This is a genomic window from Ciceribacter sp. L1K23 (assembly GCF_018122705.1).
Classification (GTDB): Bacteria; Pseudomonadota; Alphaproteobacteria; order Rhizobiales; family Rhizobiaceae; genus Allorhizobium.
The window spans coordinates 2,600,143-2,624,028 of sequence record NZ_JAGRRC010000001.1 but is presented as its reverse complement, the minus strand read 5'-3'; the positions used below and the strand labels follow the sequence as shown (position 1 = coordinate 2,624,028).

Sequence of the window (23,886 nt, the reverse complement as noted above, 5' to 3'; positions counted from 1 at the left end):
TTCCCGCCAGCCGCAGCCCTTCCGCGACCCGAGGTCCGTCGTGGAGGCTGAAGGATGCAATTGCCGTCGACACTGAGCGGCGTGAAGCCCGCGGGGCTTCGCGTGGAAAGTGTTTCCTGGGGCGGCGCCATGCGCGGCTCTCCGGACGAACCGATCATTTCAGACATTTCCTTTACCGTGCTGCCCGGCGAGATGCTGGCGATCGTCGGTCCGAACGGGGCCGGCAAATCGAGCCTGCTGCGCTGTCTCTACCGCTATCACAGGCCGGATGCCGGCCGGATCACCATCGATGGCGAGGATATCTGGCGGATGAAGCCGCAGGCCGTGGCGCGGCGCATCGCGACCGTGCTGCAGGAGCCGGCGACCGATTTCGGCCTCACAGTCGCGGAGATCGTGGAGCTCGGACTGACGCCGCACCAGGGGCGCATGGACCGGCACGAGGCCTACGCGGCGATCGGCGATGCGCTGCAATTGATGGCGCTCGAGCATCTGGCGCCGCGCAATTTCGCCTCGCTCTCGGGCGGCGAGAAGCAGCGGGTGATGATCGCCCGGGCGCTCCTGCAGAAACCCGACATCCTGATCCTCGACGAGCCGACCAACCATCTCGACATCCGCCACCAGCTCGAAGTGCTGGCGCTGCTCTCGCGGCTGCCGGCGACGGTGATCGTCTCGCTGCACGACCTGGCGCTCGCTTCGGCGCATGCCGATGCCGTGCTTGTCATGGCGCGCGGGCGGCAGGTGCAGTACGGCCCGGCGCTCGATGTGCTGACCCCGCATGCGATCCGCGAGACCTTTTCGGTCGAAGCTGTGATCGACGCCCATCCGGCCACCGGCCGGCCCCGATTTTCCTTTCATCTCGACCAGACCATTTCAGGGAGACCTTGATGCGCTTCACCATTGCCCTTTCCGCCTTTATCGCCCTTTCGGCCTCCACCGCGCTTGCGTCGGGCTTTCCGGTCACCGTGAAGAGCTGCGACCGCGAGGTGACGTTCGAAGAAGCGCCGAAGCGGGCGATCTCTCAGGACGTGAACCTCACCGACATGATGCTGGCGCTCGATCTCACCGGCAGCATGGCCGGGATTTCCGGCATTTCCGGCTGGTACAAGATGGACGCGGAGATGAAGGCGAAGCTCGGCGACCTGCCGGAGATCGCGCCGCAGTATCCGACCAAGGAAGTGCTGCTGGAAGCCGATGCCGACCTGTTCTTTGCCGGCTGGAACTACGGCATGAAGGTCGGCGGCGAGGTGACGCCTGAGACGCTGGAGCCGTTCGGCATCAAGGTCTACGAGCTGACCGAGAGCTGCATTCACATCATGAAGAAGGACAAGTCCTCGATGGAGGACATGTATACCGACATCCTGAATCTGGGCCGGATCTTCGGCGTCTCCGAAAAGGCCGAGGCGCTGGTCGCGGGCTACCGCAAGCAGATCGCCGAGGCGACCGCATCCGTGCCGGAGGGAACGCAGCCGCTCAAGGTGTTCGTCTATGACAGCGGCGAGGAAAAGCCGTTCACGGCCGGCCGCTTCGGCATGCCGACGGCGCTGATCGAGGCTGCCGGCGGCGTCAACATCATGGAGGATGTCGAGACCAGCTGGACCGAGGTCGGCTGGGAGCCGGTGATCGAGCGCAATCCGGAGGTGGTCGTCATCGTCGACTACGGCGAGGTGACGGCGGAGCAGAAGATCGCCTACATGCGTGACAACCCGGCCTTCAAGGATATTCCGGCGGTGAAGAACAACCGCTTCGTCGTGCTGCCCTATGTCGAGGCGACGCCCGGTCCGCGCAACATCAACGCGGTGAAGACGCTCGCCGACGCCTTCCAGCGCTCGACCCAGTAATGAGCCATCGCGGATACGTCAGCGGGCCGCGCCATGCCCTCATTCACCTCACCCCGGTGCTGGTGGCAGGGCTGACGGTGGGTCTCGCCGCCATGATCATGCTCGCCGTCTCGGTGGGATCGACCAATATTCCGCTGTCGGAGGTGTGGAAGATCATCGCCAGCCATCTCGGCGTGACAGGAATGGAGCAGGACTGGTCGGCCGGCCGGGACAACATCGTCTGGCAGGTGCGGCTTCCCCGCGTGCTGCTCGGCGCCATGGTCGGCGCCGGTCTGGCGCTGGTCGGCGCGGCGCTGCAGGCGGTAACCCGCAACACGCTCGCCGATCCGCATCTGCTCGGCATTTCCTCGGGCGCGGCCTTCGGGGCGATCATCGTGCTTTTGCACACCGGCACGTTTCTCGGTCTGGTCACCGTGCCGCTCTTCGCCTTCGGCGGCGCGATCGCGAGCACAGCGCTGGTGGTCGGCATCGCGAGGCTCAACCGGGCCGGCAATGCCAGCCGGCTGGTGCTGACCGGGGTGGCGATCTCCTTCGTCATCACCTCGCTCGGCAGCCTCGCCATTCTGCTCGGCGATCCGCGCGCCACGCATACGGTGGTGTTCTGGATGCTGGGCGGACTGGGGCTGGCACAATGGGACTACCTGCCCTACCCGCTGGCGGTGCTTCTCGGCTGCGGCACCTACCTGATCGCCAAGGCCCGCAGCTTCAATGCCATGACGCTCGGCGACGAGACCGCCACGACGCTCGGCATTCCGGCCGAACGCTTCCGCCTGACGGTGTTCGTCGTCTGCGCGCTGCTGACCGGCGCGGCGGTCGCCTTTTCCGGGGTGATCTCGTTCATCGGGCTGATGATCCCGCATCTGGTACGGTTCGTGGTCGGCGGCGACTACCGACGGGTGCTGCCGCTTTCGGCGCTCGGCGGCGCGATCTTCCTTGTCGCGGCCGACATCGTCGCGCGCACGCTGATCCCGCCGCAGGACATGCCGCTCGGCATCATCACCGGGCTTGTCGGAGGGATCTTCTTTATCTGGATGATGCGCGGCGACCGGGCGACCGGCTGAGCAACTGCTACCAGCGCAGGGCGCGGCGACCGGCGCCGTAGCCGGCGATCGTGACGATCGCAATCGCCAGCGGGTACCAGGTCGCGACGAAGAGCGGGCTGTCGTCGGGGCAATGCAACGCGTAGACCGTGGCGCCGATGGCGCCCGCGGCAATGCCGGCGGCGGCACCGGCCAGGCCGGGGTTGTCAGGCGCGCCATTCCTCATGGCCCAGAGCAACGCGACCAGCGGCAGGAAAGACAACGTCGGCACCAGGACGAGGCAGAAGGTGGCGTTGCGGCCGAGCAGTTTCGGCATCCAGTCGGCTTGCGGCAGGACGACGAGTTCGGCGGCGACGGCAAGGACGAGCAGGCCGAGCGGCACCAGCAGGGAGAGCGCGGCACCGCGGACAGACAGGCCCGGCCGGCCAATCCGCAGGACGAGACGGCAGGCCAGCACCGCTGCCAAGAGGCTGGCGCCGATCTTGAAGGCGACCCGCAGCGTTTCGATCTGGTCGGCGAGATCGGGACGAAGGCCATAGGTTGACAGCAGGAGGGAAACGGCGGCGACAGCGCCGAAGACGATGGCAGCCGCCAGCGCACGACGGTAGCGCATCCGCACCGGCGCATCTTCCGACAAAAGCCTGATCAGTTCATCCGTCTTCATGCTTCACTCCGGTAAAGGGTGGACAGCGCCTTCAGCGCCCGGTGCAGCGTCACCCTGACCGCCACTTCACTCATCTTCAGCCGTTCGGCCGTTTCCTTCACACCCGCTCCCTCGAGAGATATGGAGCGGACGATGTCGCGTTGCGGCTCCTTCAGGCGCGAGAGCACGCTCTCCGCATCGAGCCTGTCGGCGACGTTCGCGTCTTCCGCCTCCAGCGTCGCCACGACGTCTTCCAGCGGCACATCGACCCTGCGGCCGCGACGGCGCAGCGCGTCGATCAGCTTGTTGCGCACGATCGTCGACAGCCACGGGCCGATGGGGCGTTCCGGATCCCAGGTGCCGCGTTTCAGATGAACGGCGATCAGGACCTCCTGGACGATATCCTCGGCCTCTCCGGCCGAAGCCCCGAACTGGTCGCAGCGGCGCCGCGCCATGGCGCGCAGGTGCGGCGTCACGGCGCGCAGGAAACGGTCGTAGGACGCCGCGTCGCCATCAAGCGCGCTTCGCATCCATTCCGCCCATTGCACCTCACGCTCAGGCCGCCTCACATTACCCTCTACGCGTCGCCACACGCTTTCGTTACCGAGATGTCATCGAAAGGCTGATTTTTCGGACAAGCCGTTGAACTGCCTTCGATTTCTTTTCACTGCCGCCTCGCCACACGATCCGATCGCGAATTTTTTCCGATCAGGCAGCGTAACGTTTCGCCGCAGCGGTCCGTAGCTCCCGATGACCAAGCCAATCACGGCTCGGCACTCTGAGGAGAACTAACGATGAAAAACGGTTTTGTCACGCTGGCGCTGGCCGGCTCGCTCGCTTCCGCTCTCGCCACGATCGCCGTCCCGGCCGCCGCGCAGGATGCCGAGAAGGAAAAGTGCTACGGCATCGCCCTTAAAGGTCAGAACGATTGCGCCGCCGGCAGCCATGATTGCGCCGGCCATTCGGCCATGGACTACGACAAGCAGTCCTTCAAGCTCGTGCCCGCCGGCACCTGCACCACGATGATGACGCCTGATGGCGCCCACGGCTCGCTGACGCCGGCCTGATTTCCTGAAAACCGATCCACCGCCAAATCCAGACAAGACAGATAGCAAGGACACCAGACATGACGACCAACCGCAACGCGCTCGCAGCCTCGCTCGCCGCCGCCCTCGTTCTCGCCGGCGGCCTGCCCGCCATGGCCCAGGATGCCACCAAGGAGAAGTGCTACGGCGTGGCGCTGAAGGGCCAGAACGATTGCGCCGCTGGCCCCGGCACGACCTGCGCCGGCACCTCCACCATGGACTACCAGAAGAACGCCTGGAAGCTCGTTCCGGCCGGCACCTGCGAAACCATGGAAACGCCTAATGGCAAGGGCTCGCTGACGCCGGCCTGAGGCGCGAAGCGAAGCACGCCCTTCACCCAACCCTCTCCCCGCCAGCGGGGAGAGGGACCACGACCGAACCGGAGAGACCTCCATGAAACCGTCCCGCCTTCCCGCCCGACCGGGCGTCGGCTTCAAGCCGGAGCATTTTACGAGCATCGACGCCGGCCCGCAGCCGGTCGGCTTCTTCGAGGTGCATGCGGAAAACTACATGGGGGCCGGCGGCCCGCCGCATGCCAAGCTTGCGCGACTGCGGGAAGACTATGCGCTGTCCGTCCACGGCGTCGGCCTCTCCATCGGGGCGATGCAGCCGCTCGACCGTGACCATCTTCTTCGGCTGAAGACACTCTGCGATCGCTACGAGCCGGAAAGCTTTTCGGAACATCTGGCCTGGTCCAGCCATGGCGAGGTGTTTCTCAACGACCTCCTGCCGCTGCCCTACACCGAAGAGACGCTTGCCCGCGTCGCCGCGCATGTCAGCGAGGTGCAAGACACACTCGGGCGGCAGATGCTGCTGGAAAACCCGGCGACCTATCTGGTGTTCGAGGAAAGCACGATCGAGGAAACCGCTTTCCTGCGCGAGATCGTGGGCCGCACCGGCTGCGGGCTGCTGCTCGACGTCAACAACGTGTTCGTCGCCTCGATCAACCACAATCTCGACCCGCGCGCCTATCTTGCGCAATTCCCGCTGGAGGCGGTGCGCGAAATCCATCTGAGCGGCCATTCCGAGACGGTGGACGATGCCGGCGCACCGCTTTTGATCGACAGCCATGACACGCCGGTCAAGGACCCGGTCTGGGCCCTCTATGACGAGGTGATCGCCCGAACCGGACCGATGGCGACGCTGATCGAATGGGACAATGACGTTCCGGACTGGCCAATTCTAAGATCCGAAGCGGAAGCCGCAGGCGCGATCCTTTCCCGCGCCGCGCAAAGCCGGGCCGCGTGACGCCATGTCGACCGCCACGCAAGAGCGTTTCGCCGCCGCCCTCACCGACCGGGAAAGCCCGGTGCCCGAGGGCCTGACAAGCTGGACCGCGCCGCGCCCCGAGCGCCGGTTCGGCGTCTATCGCAACAATGTGCGCGTCGGGCTGACCGGCGCGCTCGCCTCGCGCTTTCCCGCAACGGAGCGGATCGTCGGCGCGGACTTCTTCGCCGCCATGGCCGGCGAATACGTGGCAGCCGATCCGCCGCGCTCGCCGCTGCTTCTGACCTATGGCGACGGCTTCGCGGACTTCGTCGCCGGGTTCGAGCCGGTCGCGGGCCTGCCTTATCTGCCTGACGTGATCCGGCTGGAGGCAGCGCGAAGCCGCGCCTACCACGCCGCCGATGCCGCGCCGCTTGTTCCGGAACGGCTGGCCGCGATCCCGCCGGAGCGGCTGGGCGACATAAGGCTTCAGCCGCATCCCTCCACCGCCATCCTGCGCTCGCCCCACCCGGTCGTGACGATCTGGGCGATGAACGCCGAAGGCGGCACGCCGCACCCGGTCGAGACATGGATCGGCGAGGACGCGCTCGTCGTCCGCCCGGCCATGCTGGTCGAGGTTCACCGCCTGCCGCCGGGCGGGGCGACCTTTCTGTCGGCTCTTGCCGAGGGGGAACAGCTCGGAATGGCGGCGACGCTGGCGATGGCCGAGACCGACCAATTCGATCTGACCCGAAACCTCGCCGGTCTGCTGACCACCGGCGCCTTTACCGACATACTCCCGGAGGACGACCATGATGCATGACGACCACACCATGGGCGCCCTGCCCGACCGCCCGCTTGCCCGCAATCTCGCATCGGGACGCGCCATTCTGGAGCGGATCCCGCACGATCTCGTCGCGCTCGTGGCGCGGCTTTCGATCGCCGGCGTATTCTGGCGCTCCGGCCAGACCAAGCTCGACGGCTGGTCTGTATCCGACAGCGCGCTCTTCCTGTTCGAAAACGAATACCGGCTGCCGCTGCTCTCGCCCTGGCTGTCGGCGCATCTCGCGACGATAGCGGAACATCTGTTCCCGATGTTGCTGGTGATTGGTCTCGCCAGCCGTCTTTCGGCGCTGGCGCTGCTCGGCATGACGCTGGTGATCCAGATCTTCGTCTATCCCGATGCCTGGCCGACCCACGGCACCTGGGCCGGCTGCCTGCTGATCGTCATCGCCAAGGGACCGGGGCGGCTGTCGCTGGATCAGTTGATCTGGAAGCGGATGGGGACGTGAAGGGGCGCGGCGCGATCGGAAAATGATCGCGCCGTCTTGTTTCAAGCCTCAGGTTCCAATGCCCCCGGCGATGTCGATGGTGGAGCCGGTGATGTAGCCGGCGTGCGGGCCGGCGAGGAAGGCGACGGTTTCGGCGACTTCCTCCAGCGTGGCGATGCGGCGGATCGGGTGCATGTCGAGGATGGCGTCGCGGTTCGGCAGTTCGCCCGCCACCTCCGCCGCCATGTCGGTCGGCATGATGCCCGGCTGCACGACATTGACGGTGATGTCGCGGGGCCCGAGTTCGCGGGCGATGCCGCGGGCATAGCCGACGAGCGCGGTCTTGGTGGCTGCGTAGTCGGCGACGCCGGGGAACGGAACGACGGAGCCGAGCCGCGAGCCGATGAAGATGACGCGGCCGCCCTCGGCAAGCTTCGAGGCAGCCGCCCGGGTATTGGCGATCGTGCCGGTGACGTTGACCTGCCAGTTGCGGTCGTAGGCGGTCCAGTCGAGGTTGGGATCATCGACCATATGGCCCTGGATCGCGACGCCGGCGTTGTTGACGAGGATGTCGAGACGGCCGAATTCGGCGATGACTTTGTCGATCAATGGCCGGGCGGAGGCGGGATCGGACTGGTCGCTTTTGATGGCGATGGCGCGCACGCCTTTCGCTTTCAGCCTTTCGACGACCGCTTCGGCCTTCTCGGCGGAGGCGGCGTAGCTGATCGCGACATCGGCGCCATAACCGGCGAGCGTTTCGGCGATTGTGGCGCCGAGGCCGCGCGAGCCGCCGGTGACGAGGGCGACCTTGCCCTTGAACTGCTGAGACATGGGTATCCTTTCAAAGAGACTGTTCAGCGCCGCCGGACGGGACGTCGGCCGTCGCGCTTCAATTTCATAACGGTCATTACGTAATGAGTGTTACGGAATGTGGACAAAGGCTGTCAAGCGGTTTATTAATGGTCGTTATGAAATTGATCGGAGCGGACTGATGGGACGTCCCAGGGAATTCGACGTGGACAAGGCACTCGACGCGGTGACGTGTGTCTTCTGGCGCAAGGGCTACGAGGGCGCGTCCTATGCCGACCTCACGGAGGCGACCGGCGTGGAGCGCCCTGCCCTTTATTCGGCGTTCGGCAACAAGGAAGCGATGTTCCGCCGGGCGCTAGACCACTATTACGAACGCTATCTCGACTTCATTCCCCAGGCGCATGCACAAAAAACGTCACGCGAGGTGGCATCCTACATCCTGCACAGCGCGATCGACCTGCACACCCGATTCCAGACCCATCCGGGATGCCTCGGCATCAACGGGCTGCTGGCGGGATCGGACGAGGCTGAACCGGTGCGGCAGGCGCTGATCGATGCCCGCGCCGTCGGCGAGGAGGAATTGCGGCAGCGGTTCGAACGGGCAAAGGCGGAGGGCGACCTGCCTGACAACGCCGACCCGGAAGCGCTGGCTGCCTTCCTGCTGGCGATGGTGCATGGGCTGGCGGTTCAGGCCAAGGCCGGTTTCAGCCGCGAGAAGCTGCAGGCCGTCGCCGAGCAGGCGCTGGCGACATGGCCGGGCGGCGGGGCCGGGTGAAGGGTCAGGGAGGGGCTGAACTTCTCAGGGGGATAGGCGGGAGACTGCTCCGCGATGACCGTCAGTTGTGTCGGCGGCGAGCGTAGTAGACAACGAAAACGACCACCGAGATCGCCAGGAAGACAAACCCGACCTGATTGTAGAAGCCGGTCGTCGTCGTGAAATCGATCATTGCGCTTCCTCCAGATCTTTGACCCACAAAAGATCGACCTGAAGTCTAGCGGAAGTCGGTCGACAGTTAAACCGTCGCGGCGCTCGCCGACCGGTTATCCGCGTTGCGCACCCCTTGCGTCGCGGCGACGGCAACGGCTTCGTCGGCGGTCATGGGGCGGCCGAAGTAGTAGCCCTGGATGAGATCCGGCTCGAGCGGCAGGACGACGGCGAGTTCGGCGTCGGTCTCCACGCCTTCCAGCACGCTGCGCAGGCCGAGGCGCTGGCAGAGCGCGATGACGCCCGCAACGATCTCGCGCGAGGTGACGCTGTGGGCGACCTGGCGGACGAAGCTCTTGTCGACCTTCACCTTGTTGAGCGGCAACTGGTCGATATAGCGGAAACTCGAATAGCCGGAACCGAAATCGTCAAGCGCGATCCGGCAGCCGGCGGCGCTCAGGTCTTCCAGGATCAGGCGGGCGAGCGGCAGGTCGGCCATGACGGCGGTTTCGGTGATCTCGAACTCCACCCGGTCGGCGGCGATGCCGCGCGCCGCGATCATGCGCAGGAGACCTGCAGCCACAGAGCGATCGACGAGATCGCGGGCTGAGAGATTGAACGACAGGCTCATGTCGGCAGGCAGCCTTGCGAGCGTTTCGAGCCCTTTGGCAAACAGGATGTCGGTGACCCGACGCATGAGGCCGGAGCGCTCGGCGATGCGGATGAACTTGTCCGGCTGGACCTCGCCCAGTCCGTCGCACCGCCAGCGGGCCAGAGCCTCGAAGCCGGTGATGGCGTTTTCCCGCAGGGAGTATTGCGGCTGCAGCAGAAGGTAGAGCTCGGCGTTCAGATCATGCTCGCGCAGCGCCCGCTCCATCGCCACGTTCTCCTTCATCTCCTCGTCCTCGTCGCTGTCGAACAGCACGGTGCGGCCGCGGCGATGCGCCTTTGCCTTGTAGAGCGCGTAATCGGCGCGCTCGTAGAGCTGGGCACCGGAGGCTCCCATCGAGGGAAAATGGGCAAAGCCGGCGGAGGCGCCGACCGACAGCGACAGCAGCGAAATCTGGAACGGCAGCGCCAGACGTCCGATCATGGCGTCGCCGAGCGCCTCGATCTCGGCCGGCGGACGGTCGCCGGGAACGATGATCGCGAACTCGTCGCCGCCGATGCGGCCAAGCAGGATGTCGCCCTTCGAGGCCTCCTCCGCCAGCCGTTCGACGACAGCGCCAAGCAGGCGGTCGCCGATCAGGTGGCCATAGACGTCGTTGATGGACTTGAAGCCGTCGAGATCGACGATGCCGAGCCAGAGCGGCTTGCCGGACGCGACCAGACCATCGAGCTCGGCGAACATGGAGCGGCGATTGGGCAGAGCGGTCAGCATGTCGGTACGGGCGAGCGCCTGGGCCCTGGCCGCCATTTCGTCGGCGGCAAGACGTGCCTCGATCTGCTTCAGGATCGCCTTGCGCAGCAGCGAGGCCATGCCGAACGCGGCGAACGAGGTGGCGATGCCGATGAAGACAAATTGCTCGCGCGTTTCCTGATCCGCACCGCCGGCGAACCAGAACAGCGAGCCGATGGACAGCACGATGCTGAAGAGCGTTCCCCGCAATGTGACACCAGAGGTCGAGAACACCACCGCCATCAGGACAAAGTAGATGAGCTTGGACGGCTCGAAATGCAGCAGCATGTAGGCGAGTACATTGGAATACATGAGGACGTTGGTGAGGACGCCGCAGGCCTCCAGCACGCCGAGGCTTACCTTCGGACGACCCAGCACGGACTGGCGCATCAGCCAGTAGGCAAGCGCGGTCAGCGCGCTGATGCCGCCCAGGATCGCAAGTTCGCGTCCGGTTTCATCGCGCCAATGACCCCAGGTGACGAAGACGTAGTAGGCGCAGCCCGGCAGCAGGAAGCCGCGAACGATCGGCACGTAGGCATCGGCAAGGGCCTGCCGGCGCACCGGATCGCGCCAGGCCTTGCCGTAGGTCTCGATAAATCGCAGCACGTTCCGTCCCTCCCGACCTTACCAAGATGAAACCGAGGGAACGAAGTAAAAAATGATCAACGAAACCGAGCCCCCGCACCGGATACAATGTAATGAAACGTTTTAAATGCTCGCGATTAATGGGGGCTTAATCGGCAAGGACGCTTTACGGGGTGTTTTACTTGACAATATTCAACGCGAGAGGCCGTGTCATGTCATCACCCGCGGGCCGCTTTCGGGTCGAGGCCGACGGTCAGGGGCCAGTCGACGACATAGTCCTCGAAGTCCTCGACGTCGACATCTTCCTCCGACACCGTCCGCCCCTGGGCGGAGATGCCGGCCTGATGCACCGTGTCGCGGTCGCCTGAGACGAGATAATGCCACCAGTAGAGATCCTCGCCGTCGCGGATGAGGCGGTAGGCGCAGGTGGGCGGAAGCCAGTGGATGGTCTCGACGCTCTCTATCGTGAGGCGGATGCAGTCCGGAACCGTCGCCATGCGGTTGTCGTAGTCCTTGCAACGACAGCTTTCCCCGTCGAGCAGCTTGCAGGCGACAGAGGTGAAGACGACATCGCCGGTGTCCCAGTCCTCAAGCTTGTTGAGGCAGCAGAGGCCGCAGCCGTCGCACAGCGACTCCCATTCGGTGTCGCTCATCTCGGCCAAAGCCTTGGTCTTCCAGAACGGTTCGCCCGTCATCGTTTACCTTTCGGCACGGAACGCAAGCTTCGCACCGGTTTTTCCTTGTTTCCTAAGCGCAAATCGACCATTTATCAGCAAATGCCGATCCTCGCAGCGCAGGCCACAACTGGCCTCTCGAAGGCCCGGCGTCAAGCACAGCATTGGGCAGGGCTGGTTTTAGCGTGCAGAATACCGACAAGCCGGAAGAGAAGCCGAGGCTCAAACGCCATTACCTGCTGCGGATCGACAGCTGGATCGACTCGACGTTGTGGAACGCGGGGTTCCGGGCGGTCGACATGTGGGAGGACATCACCATTTTCTTCCGCCGCTTCCGCGTGCGCGGCTGGAAGAAGCTGTTCTTCGAGGTTCTCGGCGAAGGCATGACGCTCGGCACCGCCGGTACTGTCCTGCTGCTGGCGCTCGCCTTGCCGGCCTTTGAGGAAACGAAAAAGGACTGGCGCAACCGCGGCGACTTCGCCGTCACCTTCCTCGACCGCCAGGGCAACGTCATCGGCCATCGCGGCATCATCCACGAGAACTCCGTTCCGATCGACGAATTGCCCGATCATTTCATCAAGGCGGTCCTGGCGACCGAGGACCGGCGCTTCTTCGAGCATTTCGGGATCGACTTCATGGGCCTTGCGCGCGCCATGAGCGAAAACGCGAGGGCCGGCGGCGTCGTGCAGGGCGGCTCGACGATTTCGCAGCAGCTTGCCAAGAACCTGTTCCTGACCAACGAACGTTCGCTGGAGCGCAAGATCAAGGAAGCCTTCCTCTCGCTCTGGCTGGAAGCCAATCTGTCGAAGAAGGAAATCCTCACCCTTTATCTCGACCGCGCCTATATGGGCGGCGGCACGTTCGGCGCGGCGGCCGCCTCGCAATTCTATTTCGGCAAGCCGCTCACCGAGGTGACGCTGGCGGAATCGGCGATCCTCGCCGGCCTCTTCAAGGCGCCGGCCAAATATGCGCCGCACGTCAACCTGCCGGCCGCGCGTGCCCGCGCCAACGTGGTGCTGACCAACATGGTGCAGGGCGGGCTGATGACCGAGGGCCAGGTGATCGCCGCCAGGCGCAACCCGGCAACCGTCATCGACCGCGACGAGGCGGAGGCGCCGGACTTCTTCCTCGACTGGGCCTTCGACGAGGTTCAGCGTCTTGCCTATCGTTTCCCCGACCACACGCTGGTCGTGCGCACAACGATCGACATGGGACTGCAACACGCGGCCGAAGCGGCCGTCGAATCCAGCCTTCGGGAATATGGCGAAGGTTACAAGGTGCGCCAGGGCGCACTCGTGATGATCGAGAATGGCGGGGCGGTGCGCGCCATGGTCGGTGGCCGCGACTATGGCGAGAGCCAGTTCAACCGCGCGACGAAGGCGCTGCGTCAGCCGGGCTCGTCGTTCAAGGTCTACACCTATGCCGCCGCCATGGAAAAGGGCATGACGCCGGAAACAACCGTCGTCGATGGACCCGTGACCTGGCGCGGCTGGTCGCCACAGAACTACGGCCGCTCCTATTCCGGCCGTGTGACGCTGATGACGGCGCTCGCCAAGTCGATCAACACCGTGCCGGTGCGGCTCGCCAAAGATGAGCTGGGTCTCGACGCGATCGTCGACATGACCAAACGCATGGGCGTGGAGACGCCGATCCGCAAGGACAAGACCATCCCGCTCGGCACGTCGGAGCTGACCGTTCTCGACCAGGCAACGGGTTATGCGGTGTTTCCGGCCGGAGGCATGCAGTCGCGACGCCATGGCATCGCGCAGATCATGAACTATTCCGGCAAGGTGCTCTACGATTTCGAGCGGGACGAGCCGCCGGCAGAGCGGGTATTGTCCGAGCAGGCGATGTCGTCGATGAACCGCATCCTGGTGACCATCCCGGTCAACGGCACGGCGCGCCGTGCCGCGCTCGACAACGGCATCGTCACCGGCGGCAAGACCGGCACGACTCAGGCATACCGCGACGCGTGGTTCGTCGGTTTCACCGGCAACTACACGACCGCCGTCTGGTTCGGCAATGACGACTACACCTCGACCGCCAACATGACAGGCGGATCGCTGCCGGCGATGACGTTCAAGACGCTGATGGACTACGCCCACCAGGGCATCGAGCTTCGGGCCATCCCCGGCATCGAAAATCCTCTGCCGACCGGCACCCGCCCGCAGGCGATCGCCAAGGCGGAGAAGGGAAAGACGGACGCGAAGACCATTCCCGAGCTCGTGCGTCCGCGATCGCTCTCGGCCGAATCGACCCGGATCCTGCGTGACATCCAGCGCATGCTGAAGGATGCCGCGCCGCTCGCCGTCGATCTGCAGACGACCGCCAGCCTCGCGAAACCCTGAGGCGACCGCTCTCCAATATACAATTTTAGTGTTCACCCCAATTTTGGGGTGAATCGACCCGTTTTATTAATCCAAACTTAACTTCTGGCGCCGCACAAGAACCGCACGGGCATCACGCCCCCGACGCACGCGATCCCAGGGATGATCCATGAAGAACTGGTTTGGCCTCGATGCCCGTCCGACGCTCAGCCCCGAACAGGCTGCCGCCTTCGACCGGTACCGAAACCCCGTGCGAACGCAGGTGCTGATCGCCAACGTCGTGATCATCGGCTTGTTCTACATGAGCTACGCGGTCGTCGATGCCCTGCTGCTATCGGATGTCACGGAGCTTTCCCTTCTCCTGCGCTTCGGCGTCGTCCTGCCGCTCGCGCTGGTTCTGCTCGCCTTCCTGCACCAGGACCGGCCGATACGCCACAAGGAGTACGCCGCGATCGGGGTCTCCATCATCGGCAACATTGCCTGGTGCGTGATCCTCATGCATAGCAACAGCGAGGCAGCCCTGCACTACTATTATGCTGCTGTCATCTTCCAGATGGTGGTGACGATCGGCGCCCGCCCGCCTTTCGTCACCGCGCTCGCGGCGAGCCTCGTGACCTTCGTCGTCAACTATAGCTGCATCTGGTTCCTGCACGGCTTCTACACCTCGTTCCTGGTGTTCCACATGACCGTCTACGTGCCGGCGATGATGCTGACCTTGATCGCCTGTCACCAGCTGGAGGCCGAACGGTTGATCGCCTTCGTGCAAATGCACGAGAACGAGATGCTGAAGCGCGAACTGAAGCGCCGCAACGGCGAACTCGAGCAGTTGTCGGTCACCGACCCGCTGACAGGCCTGCCGAACCGCCGCGGCACCAGCGTCTCGATCGCCAGCATGCGGGCCGGCGCGGAAGCGGACGATCTCGACCGCTGTGCACTGCTTTTGATCGATATCGACCATTTCAAGAGCTACAACGACGGCTACGGCCACGCGGCCGGCGACGACTGCCTCGTGCGCGTGGCGGAGACGATGCGGGCGGAGCTGGACGGGCACCTGCATCTCGGACGCCATGGCGGCGAGGAATTCCTGGCGATCCTGCCGGCGATCGAGCCGGGCCACGCCCGCTACATCGCCGAGCGGTTGCGCGCGGCGGTGTTCAACCTGGCGATCCCGCACGACCACATCCGCGACGGACGCGGCCGCGTCACCGTCTCGATCGGCATAGCCTGCGGTTCAGCCACCGACGACAAGACGCTCGGCGAACTCGTCGAGGCGGCCGACCGGGCGCTCTACTCCGTCAAGGCCGGCGGCCGCAACGGCACGTGGATGGCAGAGCCGGTGGCAAAGGGCGTGACGGCCGCGGCGTAGGGGACAGCCGCCGCGTCCCCTTCCCCTGATCGCGGAATCAGTGTTACGCCTCGACAAAAGCCTTTCGAGGATCGAATCGACCCGTGTTTCGTGTTCCCCTGCTCGTTGCCCTTGCCCTTGCCATCGCCTTCGGCGGCGGCATCGGCGTGACGCTTTCGGCGCTCAACGCGTCGGCGGGCATGGGCGCGGTGCGCGTCGGGGTCTGGAGCGCCTTTCCGGAAGCGCAGCTTGCCAGCGCCGACCCCTATGCCAAATCGCACCGCGCGCGCGCCGGGCGACTGCTCTACGGGTCCGCAGAGGGACTGACCTTCACGGCCCGCACGGACGACAGCGGCCAGCGGCTGACCGGCACCTGCAGCTACAGGATTCGCGGCGCATCGCCGCCGGCACGGCTCTGGACGCTCTATGCTGCCGATGCCGGTGGCCTGCCCTTGCAAACGCCGGCGGGTTTGCCGGGCGCGATCAATTCGCTCACCGTGCTGCGCGATGGCGACGGCCTGTTCGACATCACGATCTCGCCGACGGCGCAGCCGATGAACTGGATTGCGCTGGCCGATACCGGCGGTTTCCAGCTGGTGATGACGTTGTTCGATACGCCGGCGTCGGGCAATTCGGGCCTCATCGGTTTCGAGATGCCGAGCGTCGCGGCGATCGGGTGCGGCGATGAATAGGCTTGCGCAGATCCTCATGGCGATCGTGACCGGCCTTGTCGGGGCGGCGGTGCTGCACATCGTGATCATCCTGGCGCTGCCGCACTTTACCGGCAAGGACGCCTATACGCGGGTGCGCGCCGAAGGTGCGGCGAACCGCTTTCACCTGCTGGACGACAGCCCGGACCGCATCGGGCTTTCCAACCTCGATCCCTTCGTGAAGACGGCGGTCTGCCATTTCGACACCACGGAGCGCGCGGCACGGCTGGTTTCGCCTGCCTATGCCGGCTTCTGGTCGCTGGCGATCTACGACCGGTCATCCAACGAGGTTTTCTCGATGAACGACAGGACCTCGCTCGACGGGGTGCTGGATGTCGTGGTGGCCTCGCCGGTGCAGGTCGCGCGGCTGAGAAAGGCACCGCCGGAGGGGCTGGCAAGCGCCATCATCGTCGAGCTTCCGACACAGGCCGGCTACGCCGTGCTTCGCACGCTGGCACCCCAGGCCAGCCTGGAGGCGGGTGCCGCCGCCTTTCTCGCGGAGGCAGGCTGCGTGTCGCTCAGGATCGACTGACGCCAACACGCGAGAACAACAATCAGACCGACCAGGGATCCTGACCGGGAGCCGGCAACTGAGCCGGCAGCTTCGCCACCGCCGGCAGACGACGATCGACGGGCGCGCCGACGGCGGTCCGTTCGTACCGGATACCGGTGAACAAGAGAATATCCGCGCCCTCGCCATCGACACGCTCGCGCCTGACCGAGCGGGGTTTCCTATCCTTGAGCATTACAACTTCCGCCATACGCGTCTCCTGTCTGTTGCGAGACGGATGAAGAGACAGTGATCTCATCCTGCCCCGGTTCCAACGGGGCTGGCACATCCCCGTGCGGCCTGACGGCGGCATGGCACGGCGGGGGGCATCTGCGCCTTTCTCGACGCGTGACCGGGGAGGGAAACAAAGCTGCCCTCATGAACACCGGGCACGCGGACTCTACGTTCGCAACGCCGGCATGATCGCGCAAGTCCGCACGAATCACCGGCAAGACCATATCGCCATAGGATAGTTAACAGCTTGCTAATAAATTTGGTCCAAGATGCGGCAAGTGTATCGCGTAGACGCAGGTTCAGTCGTGAGTGATGAGTTTCGTGAACTTGAACGGCCCTCGGGTGGCCGCAGAAAGGATGTGGTGTTGATGGCGACCGTCACCGGTTTCGAAAGCCTCACGCATCCGACCAAATCCGAATTGCGGCAGTTCGCGGAGCTCTTTACCCCGCTGTTCCAGGCCTCGAGCGACGAGGCGCGCCGGCAGGCGGTGGCCGCGCTCTCGCAATGCGCGAACGTGCCGGAGGCGGTGGCGCTGTTCATCGCCAGCCAGCCGATCTCGGTGGCCGCACCCTTTCTCGCCTCTTCGCCCTGCCTGTCCGACGACCTCCTGATCATGGTCGCGAAGACCCAAGGGCTCGCCCATGCGCGCGCCATCGTCCGGCGCGAGAACCTGTCGCCCAAGGTGATCGACGCGCTCGTCGACCTGCGCCACGAGCGTCGCCCGGAAAAGGCGCGACCCGTGCCGCAAGCGGACGCCGCCGCCACCCCGCCCGTCGCCTCCGTGAAGGTGCGGCCGACACCTGCCGCGGACGTCGAAACGGCGCGGCAGGCACGCGAGGAGGTGCTGCGGCAGACGATCAAGTCGCTTGCCAACCAGCTTGCCCGCCCGTCCAGCGATCGCCTCGGTCTCCTGACCGTCACGCCGATGCAGGAGGCGCTTCTCGTCCGCTTCGCGCGCAACCGCGAGACGGGGCTTTTCGCCTCGACGCTTTCCGATGCGCTCTCCGCCAGCCGGTGGCTGGCCGAACGCATCCTGCTCGACATTTCCGGTCGGCAGCTGGCCGTCACGCTCGTCGGTCTCGGCATGGAGCCGGAGGAGACTGTGGCGGTGCTCACCGATCTCTATCCGCAACTCTCCGCCCGCGAGGGCATCCGCAACCGTGCCATCAACCTGGTGGCGGAGCTCGACCCGGTCGAGTGCGAGGAACGGATCGAGGCCTGGCGCAAGGCCGACAGCTACACGTTCCCGAAGGAGGGCGCGGCACCTGCCCTGCCCGCCGAGGACGCGCAGCCGATGGCCACGTCTCCCGCCAAGCGTGCGGCAGCGAGACTTGCCGGCGACGAGCACGCCCGGGTGGTTCTGCGGCAGCGTCGCGGCTAGCGGCGCGGCCGACTATCGATGGCGTTTGACGAACGCCATCTTTCCGGCGTGAAGCTTCGGTGCTATGCGGCGTTTTCCCTCCCCCTTCCAGGAATCCCGCCGCATGTCCGCCAACATGATCCTCCCGCCCCTGATGCTGATTGCCTCCAACGTGTTCATGACGTTTGCGTGGTACGGCCACCTGAAGCACAAGGGATCGGCGATCGCGCTCGCCATCCTCGTCAGCTGGGGCATCGCCTTCTTCGAATACTGCCTTGCCGTGCCCGCCAACCGCATGGGCAGCGCGGTCTACACAACGGCACAGCTGAAGACGATGCAGGAAGTGATCACGCTCGTGGTGTTCGCCGGCTTCTCGGTGTTCTGGCTGAAGGAAGCGCTGACCATCAACCACGTGATCGGCTTCTGCCTGATCGCGGCGGGGGCCGCTTTCGTGTTTCGGGGGTGAGGAGACGGCAAAGGCCGCAACCTCAACAATAGGCGCTTTGAATTTTACACGCGACAAACGCCGGCCTATATGCTACCTTGAATTGCTGCGAGCATGATGCTCGCGTTGCGAGGTGTCGTGCGGGAGGATGGGGCGTGGCATCGATATGGGGCAATGTCGCTCGATGTGTGGCCGCGTGGCTGTGCTTGTCATCGCTTGCATCATGCACGCCGGGATTTACGGAATTCGGCTTCTACGATCAAGCATTCGATGCGCAGCACGCCCAGGGTGAACGGGTCCTCGACCGACTTTCCACGGCCGAACGCACCGTCATGCAGCGGGCGTTTTCCGAAAAGCTCGATATCCGCGAGTTTCATCCCGACCTTGCCGGTTACTACCTCGAAACGGGCGACGCACCCGCAACAGCCTCGCTGCGCTCCAGTTTAAGAGCGGTCAGGGATTACAACAAGGTTCTACTTGGGCTTGCGAATGGCGAAGGCGCCAACCTCGTGCGGGCGCGCGTCACGGAGATCGCAACTACGCTTGACAGCACGGGAACCCTTATTCGAGACAGCAGTGCGACGCTCGCAGCAACCGGAGTTGCCGGCTCCAACCTCGTCGAGGCGATGAAGGATCTGTGTGCTGCCTGTGGCGCGGCCATGACGATCGCGCGCCAGCTCAGTCCCGCCTTCGACGAGATTCTCAAGCTGCAAACCTACGCCGAATTTCGTTCGCGTCTCATCGCGCAATATCCGCATATGCGTGCACTGCTGGTGAGGCTGCGCGAAGGAAGCCAGGACATTTACCGAATCGTCGTTCGCGCCAACTCCGGAACATCCTTGGCAACCGGCATTGGGATCAATCCGGCGGCACGGGACGACCTGCTGCAGTTTCGCAGGGAACTGGCCGCATGGGTGGTGATGCTGGATCAAACGCTGTTGGCGATGGATGCCGCCGTTCAGGCTGCCCGTAGCCCAACACAACTTTCCGCCACCGCTCTTCTCAGCCAGTCCATCAAGCTGCGCGAAGCCGCCATCACTGCCGAGATCGCCCGCTCCCAATAACGAAGGTCGCTTGCCATGACAGACAAACTGACGCTTGAACGGCAGCTCTACTCCATGCTCGACGACCTCCAGAGCCAGTACAATCGCGCCCGAGCGGCCAACGACACGCAAACCATGGAGAAACTCGAGGTTCTCGCGGCACGCCTTAACAAGGCATTGGACCGGTTCGCGCTTTTGTCACTGTTCGAACTCAGCGATGAAGTTGCGGCGTTGCGCAAGCTAATCGACGGCGGGACCAGTCAGCCGCCCAGTCCTGCGGAGGATGCTGAAGCGCTTCAGAAGGAAATCGAGGCCATACTCGCCCAATCGTCGGAAGAAGAGGTGGCGACGGAGCCCGTCCCGTCTGAACCGGTGGTCGCGCCAGAGGACATCACCGCTCCTCCGCCTCCCGCCGTGGCCGGCGGACCGCTGACACTGACCGAAGCGCATCTGATCGCGCTTTGGAAGCGATCCCAGTTTCCATTGCCGACGGCGGGGATCGTCGTCTTCGGAATACGAGGATGCCGTCCCGTCGACTATTCCGGCACGGATTTCGGCCCCGGCCACGCGCTGGAAATGCGCGAACTTAACTACACCACGATGAACTGCACGATTGGCTTGTGGAAACCGGGAAAGGGCCTCGCTCTCTTTCCCGGCTCGACGGTGCCGTATCGAGGCGTTGTGGCAGGCGCTGTCTCCAAGGGTGGTAAGGATGTCAACCAGCTGGGGCGCGGGCGATACAAGAAATACATCCCCGGCTGGCACAAGTTTTCTGAGGGTGCGAGCGGGCACTGGGCGTTGCGGCAGAGCTGCTTCATCACGCTCCAGCGAACCGGAGACGATCTCGACTATGACGGGAACGACCCCTGGACGGTGACCGAGGGTGCCGGCGACAACATCCACTGCGCCTTCGGCATGGGACCGGATGGCAAGATTCCGGATGCGAAATTTTCCTCGGCGGGATGCCAGACGATCGCTGGGCTCGTGACCAAAGGAACAGAGGGCAGCGAACGCGGCCCCTGGAAGAAGTTCATCGCTCCTTTCAGGCGCGGCCTCTCGCAGGAATACGGCAGTACCGAGTACGTTTTGTTCGACGCCGCCGAAGTCCAGCAGATGATCGTCAATCGCTGCAAGGGCAAGTCCGTCATCCTCCGCTTCGGTAGCGAGGGGGCTCTGGTGAAGAAGTTACAGGCAAGTCTCAAGGCTCGGGGCGCCGATGTTGGCGTCGATGGTGATTTCGGACCCGAGACCTTCAATGCGATCAAGGAGTTCCAGATCAAGACGCGGGGCTCCGTGGACGGAATTGTTGGCGCCGAAACAGCCGGCGCGCTGGGGTTCGAACTACCTCAGTTCGAGTTCGATTCGGCGATTTCCGGAAATCCCGGCTATAGCGTTACCAAAGGCTCGGTCGGACGCCAGATCGCTTGGGGCCAGGTGACGGCGAAGCACCCCAATTTCAACGAGACTGTGCTTGACCTATGCGAACGGCTTCACATCGATCCCGATCACCTCATGGCCGTCATGGCCTTCGAGACGGGCGAAACCTTTGCGCCGGACAAGAAAAACGCTGCCGGAAGCGGAGCGACGGGTCTTATCCAGTTCATGGGAAGCACCGCGGAAGATCTCGGCACATCGACGGCCGCCCTGGCGGCAATGACCGCGACCGAACAGCTCAAATGGGTCGAGAAGTATTTTCGGCGGGTCGCCGCCGGTCGCAATCTGGCATCGCTGTCTGACGTCTATATGGCAGTCCTCTGGCCAGCCGCCATCGGCAAACCCGAAAGCTACGCGCTCTTTGTCCAGGGGACGAAGCAATACACGCAAAACGACGGCTTGGACGTCAACAAGGACGGCGTCGTGACAAAGGCGGAAGCGACGGCCAAGGTACAGCAAAAGCTCGTCAAAGGACTGGCCGCCGACCGTATCGGCTGACCGCAGCCTCCCGAAGCCTTGCGCGGCGACTGGACAAGCGACCGACCCCGACGCGATCTATCTCATCCCCCGCCGCACTCGACCTGCCTCGCCGGCGGGCGTAAACCTGTGATCCAGAATTAAAAAAAGATCGCGGGAGGATGTCATGACACTTCATATGCCGGAACAGCCGTCCATCAGTTTCCACGGAGCGGCGGGGACCGTTACCGGGTCGTGCCACCTGGTGACGCTGGGGGAGAGCCGCGTGCTTGTCGACTGCGGCATGTTCCAGGGGTCGAAGAGCGAGAAGGAGCTCAATTACCGCGCCTTTCCATTCGATCCCCGGCGGATCGACGCTGTCATCCTGACGCACGCACATATCGACCATTCGGGGCTGTTGCCGAAACTTGTGAAGGCCGGGTTCGACGGGCCGATCTTCGCGACCCGCGGTACGATAGACCTCTGCTCGGTGATGCTGCCGGATTCGGCGCATATCCAGGACATGGAAGTGGAAACGCTCAATCGGCGCAACGCTCATCGCGGCCGCAGGACGGTGGAGCCGATCTACGACGCGGCGGACGCGGCGCGCACGGTCACGCTGATGCGGCCGGTGGAGCTGAAGGTGTGGCAGGAGGCGGCCGACGGTATCCGCTTCCGCTTGTGGAATGCCGGGCACCTTCTGGGCTCGGCCTCGATCGAGATGGAGGCTGGCCGTGGCACGCCGGTGCGGCTTGCGTTTTCCGGCGATATCGGCCCGCACCACAAGCTGCTGCAATATGAGCCGGAAGGGCCGAGCGCGGTCGATTACGTGATCACCGAAAGCACCTATGGCAATACCGAGCGCGAGGAACTGGACGATGCCGCGCGGCTGAAGGCGCTGAAACGGGAGGTGGACGGTGCCTATAGGCCCGGCGGAGCGCTGCTGATCCCCTCCTTCGCGGTGGAGCGCACGCAGGAGCTGGTGGCGGACCTGATGTTCCTGATGCAGGAGGGGCAGATCCCGCATTGCCCTGTCATCATCGATTCCCCGCTTGCCACCCGCGCCAGCGAGATCTTCCTGCGGCATGCCCGCGACCTGGAAAACGGCGAGCAGCTGGCGCGCGCCTTCCGCTCACGCAATCTGCGGTTCACGGAAACGGTGGAGCAGTCAAAGTCGGTCGATCATATCCGCGAGTTCCACATCGTCATCGCGGCGAGCGGCATGTGTGATGCGGGCCGGATCCGGCATCGGTTGAAGAACTGGCTCTGGCGGGAAGAAGGCACGGTTCTGCTGGTGGGTTACCAGGCGGCCGGTACTCTGGGGCGCATTCTGGCCGAGGGGGCATCGACGGTGCGCATCCAGGGCGAGGAGATCAACGTGCGGGCCCGCATCCGCACGCTCGATGTCTATTCCGGCCATGCGGATGCGGAGGAGCTGACCGACTGGGTCCGGGCGCGAAGCCCGATCAGCGGCGGCATTTTTCTGGTGCATGGCGAAGAGCCGCAGATCGCGGGGCTTGCCGCCAGGCTCGCGGATTTCCTGATGGAAGGACAGGTGATCCCGCCGAGGCTCGATTCCTGCTACCGGCTCGCGAAGAACGGCAGGCCGGTTCTGGTGAGCGAGGCACCTGCCCCCCGGATCGAGCCGATGCTGATGGGCAGCCGCGACTGGCACAACGAGTTCCAGTCGCTGGTGCTGGATCTACAGCACGACCTGATGGAGGCGGCCGACGACCGGCAGCGCGGCGTGATCCTGAGGCGCATGCGCCGGGCGCTATCGGAATAGCACCCTTCGGCCAACCGGAGCAAAAAAATCTGAATCAGCGCGATTGCCGACTGGCTGGATGTAGAAATGCGCTGTTGGCCAATCGTCATGGGGTATCGGCGCCCATAGGGGGCGTCCGCACAGGAGAAGGTATTACCCCATGAAATTCCTTGTTCTCGCAGTCGCATCCGCCTTGGCCGTTGTCACGCCGGCCTCGGCTGACTCAACCGCCGTTGCCGCGCTTCAGGCGCTGAACGGCACCTTCCAGAGCCCCGCCGTCGAACAGTGGTATGGCGGCTACGGCACGCGCGAATTCGTCTTTGCCGATGGTCGGTGGAGCCTGACCTTCATACACGCGCTTGATCCGGGCATGACACAGCGCACCTTCCAGTTCCGAACCGGTGGCGAATACACCGTGAAAAACCCCTCCGGGGCCGTGCCCGGCGCTTTCCACACGGTGTTCAACGAGGACTGGAAGCATCTTACCCTGCTCACCCCGGTGCCCGAGATCGCTGCCGCTATGGGTATGGCCGACTGCGGACTGACCGTGAACCTCGAGGCCGACATTTCCGAAACCGGCTGTGCCGCATGGCGGCCTGTGGCAGACTGCGGAGAAGATCACGACCTTCTCGCCCTGACCGACGAGGGGCTTCACTTCGGCGTGCGGCCGGCTGACAACGATATGTGCTCAGCCGACAAGACACCCACCGCACTGCTGACCGCCGTCGTGGCCCGCTAAG

At 64.5% G+C, this 23,886-nt stretch carries 25 protein-coding genes; 19 read left to right on the top strand and 6 right to left on the bottom strand.

Annotated elements, in window-relative coordinates; translation table 11 throughout:
* The first annotated feature begins 54 nt into the window (after positions 1-54).
* The 3 genes from J5J10_RS12735 to J5J10_RS12725 are packed head-to-tail and all read left to right on the top strand — an operon-like array spanning position 55 to position 2,899.
* Positions 55-885 carry an ABC transporter ATP-binding protein gene (locus J5J10_RS12735; protein WP_211930156.1) on the top strand — a complete coding sequence of 277 codons (831 nt, stop codon included), beginning with the start codon at positions 55-57 and terminating at the stop codon, positions 883-885.
* Complete coding sequence (locus J5J10_RS12730; RefSeq protein ID WP_211930155.1) at positions 885-1,838, top strand: ABC transporter substrate-binding protein; 954 nt, start codon at positions 885-887, stop codon at positions 1,836-1,838. Before J5J10_RS12735 ends, J5J10_RS12730 begins: the two co-directional genes overlap by 1 nt.
* Positions 1,838-2,899, top strand: coding sequence for an iron ABC transporter permease (locus J5J10_RS12725; protein WP_211930154.1), 1,062 nt, complete (start codon positions 1,838-1,840; stop codon positions 2,897-2,899). The genes J5J10_RS12730 and J5J10_RS12725 overlap by 1 nt, the downstream gene beginning before the upstream one ends.
* Positions 2,900-2,906: 7 nt before the next feature.
* On the opposite strand, the gene J5J10_RS12720 is transcribed toward J5J10_RS12725, so the two are convergent.
* Both J5J10_RS12720 and J5J10_RS12715 read right to left on the bottom strand, forming a co-directional pair.
* The gene (locus J5J10_RS12720; RefSeq protein WP_211930153.1) at positions 2,907-3,542 is read right to left on the bottom strand and encodes a DUF1109 domain-containing protein; all 636 of its coding nucleotides are present in this window, start codon (positions 3,540-3,542) and stop codon (positions 2,907-2,909) included.
* Entirely contained in the window at positions 3,539-4,090 is a 552-nt protein-coding gene (locus tag J5J10_RS12715) for a sigma-70 family RNA polymerase sigma factor (protein WP_208548881.1), read from the bottom strand. The genes J5J10_RS12720 and J5J10_RS12715 overlap by 4 nt, the downstream gene beginning before the upstream one ends.
* Before the next feature lie 225 nt (positions 4,091-4,315).
* Here J5J10_RS12715 and J5J10_RS12710 point away from each other — a divergent pair, with 225 nt between their 5' ends.
* The 5 genes from J5J10_RS12710 to J5J10_RS12690 all read left to right on the top strand — a co-directional run bounded on the left by J5J10_RS12710 (position 4,316) and on the right by J5J10_RS12690 (position 7,104).
* Positions 4,316-4,588: a DUF2282 domain-containing protein gene (locus J5J10_RS12710; protein ID WP_208548880.1), complete on the top strand. Its 273-nt coding sequence runs from the start codon at positions 4,316-4,318 to the stop codon at positions 4,586-4,588.
* Positions 4,589-4,647: 59 nt separating this feature from the next.
* Positions 4,648-4,917: a DUF2282 domain-containing protein gene (locus J5J10_RS12705; protein WP_208548879.1), complete on the top strand. Its 270-nt coding sequence runs from the start codon at positions 4,648-4,650 to the stop codon at positions 4,915-4,917.
* Between the two features lie 82 nt (positions 4,918-4,999).
* The gene (locus J5J10_RS12700) at positions 5,000-5,854 is read left to right on the top strand and encodes a DUF692 domain-containing protein (RefSeq protein ID WP_211930152.1); all 855 of its coding nucleotides are present in this window, start codon (positions 5,000-5,002) and stop codon (positions 5,852-5,854) included.
* A gap of 4 nt (positions 5,855-5,858) precedes the next feature.
* Positions 5,859-6,635 carry a DNA-binding domain-containing protein gene (locus J5J10_RS12695; RefSeq protein ID WP_211930151.1) on the top strand — a complete coding sequence of 259 codons (777 nt, stop codon included), beginning with the start codon at positions 5,859-5,861 and terminating at the stop codon, positions 6,633-6,635.
* A 10-nt stretch (positions 6,636-6,645) separates the two neighbouring features.
* The gene (locus tag J5J10_RS12690) at positions 6,646-7,104 is read left to right on the top strand and encodes a DoxX family protein (RefSeq protein ID WP_249116896.1); all 459 of its coding nucleotides are present in this window, start codon (positions 6,646-6,648) and stop codon (positions 7,102-7,104) included.
* Positions 7,105-7,152: 48 nt separating this feature from the next.
* Here the strand turns inward: J5J10_RS12690 and J5J10_RS12685 are convergent, their stop codons facing one another.
* Entirely contained in the window at positions 7,153-7,914 is a 762-nt protein-coding gene (locus J5J10_RS12685; RefSeq protein ID WP_211930150.1) for an SDR family oxidoreductase, read from the bottom strand.
* Positions 7,915-8,074: 160 nt separating this feature from the next.
* On the opposite strand from J5J10_RS12685, the gene J5J10_RS12680 reads away from it, so the two are divergent.
* A complete protein-coding gene (locus J5J10_RS12680; RefSeq protein WP_211930149.1) occupies positions 8,075-8,668 on the top strand; it encodes a TetR/AcrR family transcriptional regulator in 594 nt (197 codons plus the stop codon).
* 238 nt (positions 8,669-8,906) lie between these two features.
* Here J5J10_RS12680 and J5J10_RS12675 read toward each other — a convergent pair whose 3' ends face one another.
* Complete coding sequence (locus tag J5J10_RS12675) at positions 8,907-10,823, bottom strand: EAL domain-containing protein (RefSeq protein WP_211930148.1); 1,917 nt, start codon at positions 10,821-10,823, stop codon at positions 8,907-8,909.
* Between the two features lie 197 nt (positions 10,824-11,020).
* On the bottom strand, positions 11,021-11,497 hold the full coding sequence (locus J5J10_RS12670) for a YcgN family cysteine cluster protein (RefSeq protein WP_211930147.1): 477 nt from the start codon (positions 11,495-11,497) through the stop codon (positions 11,021-11,023).
* Positions 11,498-11,640: 143 nt separating this feature from the next.
* Between J5J10_RS12670 and J5J10_RS12665 the strand changes: the two genes are divergently transcribed.
* From J5J10_RS12665 to J5J10_RS12650, 4 genes are all read left to right on the top strand, one after another.
* Complete coding sequence (locus tag J5J10_RS12665) at positions 11,641-13,824, top strand: PBP1A family penicillin-binding protein (RefSeq protein WP_249116735.1); 2,184 nt, start codon at positions 11,641-11,643, stop codon at positions 13,822-13,824.
* A gap of 148 nt (positions 13,825-13,972) precedes the next feature.
* Positions 13,973-15,169: a GGDEF domain-containing protein gene (locus J5J10_RS12660; protein ID WP_249116734.1), complete on the top strand. Its 1,197-nt coding sequence runs from the start codon at positions 13,973-13,975 to the stop codon at positions 15,167-15,169.
* 83 nt (positions 15,170-15,252) lie between these two features.
* Complete coding sequence (locus J5J10_RS12655) at positions 15,253-15,840, top strand: DUF1214 domain-containing protein (RefSeq protein ID WP_211930145.1); 588 nt, start codon at positions 15,253-15,255, stop codon at positions 15,838-15,840.
* On the top strand, positions 15,833-16,390 hold the full coding sequence (locus tag J5J10_RS12650) for a DUF1254 domain-containing protein (RefSeq protein WP_211930144.1): 558 nt from the start codon (positions 15,833-15,835) through the stop codon (positions 16,388-16,390). The genes J5J10_RS12655 and J5J10_RS12650 overlap by 8 nt, the downstream gene beginning before the upstream one ends.
* A 22-nt stretch (positions 16,391-16,412) precedes the next feature.
* Here the strand turns inward: J5J10_RS12650 and J5J10_RS12645 are convergent, their stop codons facing one another.
* The gene (locus tag J5J10_RS12645; protein ID WP_211931308.1) at positions 16,413-16,619 is read right to left on the bottom strand and encodes a hypothetical protein; all 207 of its coding nucleotides are present in this window, start codon (positions 16,617-16,619) and stop codon (positions 16,413-16,415) included.
* A 328-nt stretch (positions 16,620-16,947) separates the two neighbouring features.
* Between J5J10_RS12645 and J5J10_RS12640 the strand changes: the two genes are divergently transcribed.
* The 6 genes from J5J10_RS12640 to J5J10_RS12615 all read left to right on the top strand — a co-directional run bounded on the left by J5J10_RS12640 (position 16,948) and on the right by J5J10_RS12615 (position 23,885).
* On the top strand, positions 16,948-18,024 hold the full coding sequence (locus J5J10_RS12640; RefSeq protein WP_349252065.1) for a DUF2336 domain-containing protein: 1,077 nt from the start codon (positions 16,948-16,950) through the stop codon (positions 18,022-18,024).
* A 103-nt stretch (positions 18,025-18,127) separates the two neighbouring features.
* Entirely contained in the window at positions 18,128-18,469 is a 342-nt protein-coding gene (locus J5J10_RS12635) for a DMT family protein (protein WP_208548867.1), read from the top strand.
* A gap of 134 nt (positions 18,470-18,603) precedes the next feature.
* Positions 18,604-19,512, top strand: coding sequence for a hypothetical protein (locus tag J5J10_RS12630; protein WP_211930143.1), 909 nt, complete (start codon positions 18,604-18,606; stop codon positions 19,510-19,512).
* A gap of 15 nt (positions 19,513-19,527) precedes the next feature.
* Positions 19,528-21,423 (top strand): peptidoglycan-binding protein, encoded by a 1,896-nt coding sequence (locus J5J10_RS12625; protein WP_211930142.1) that lies wholly within the window; start codon positions 19,528-19,530, stop codon positions 21,421-21,423.
* Between the two features lie 157 nt (positions 21,424-21,580).
* Positions 21,581-23,167: an MBL fold metallo-hydrolase gene (locus J5J10_RS12620; RefSeq protein WP_211931230.1), complete on the top strand. Its 1,587-nt coding sequence runs from the start codon at positions 21,581-21,583 to the stop codon at positions 23,165-23,167.
* A 139-nt stretch (positions 23,168-23,306) separates the two neighbouring features.
* Positions 23,307-23,885 (top strand): hypothetical protein, encoded by a 579-nt coding sequence (locus J5J10_RS12615; RefSeq protein WP_211930141.1) that lies wholly within the window; start codon positions 23,307-23,309, stop codon positions 23,883-23,885.
* The last annotated feature ends 1 nt before the right edge of the window (position 23,886 follow it).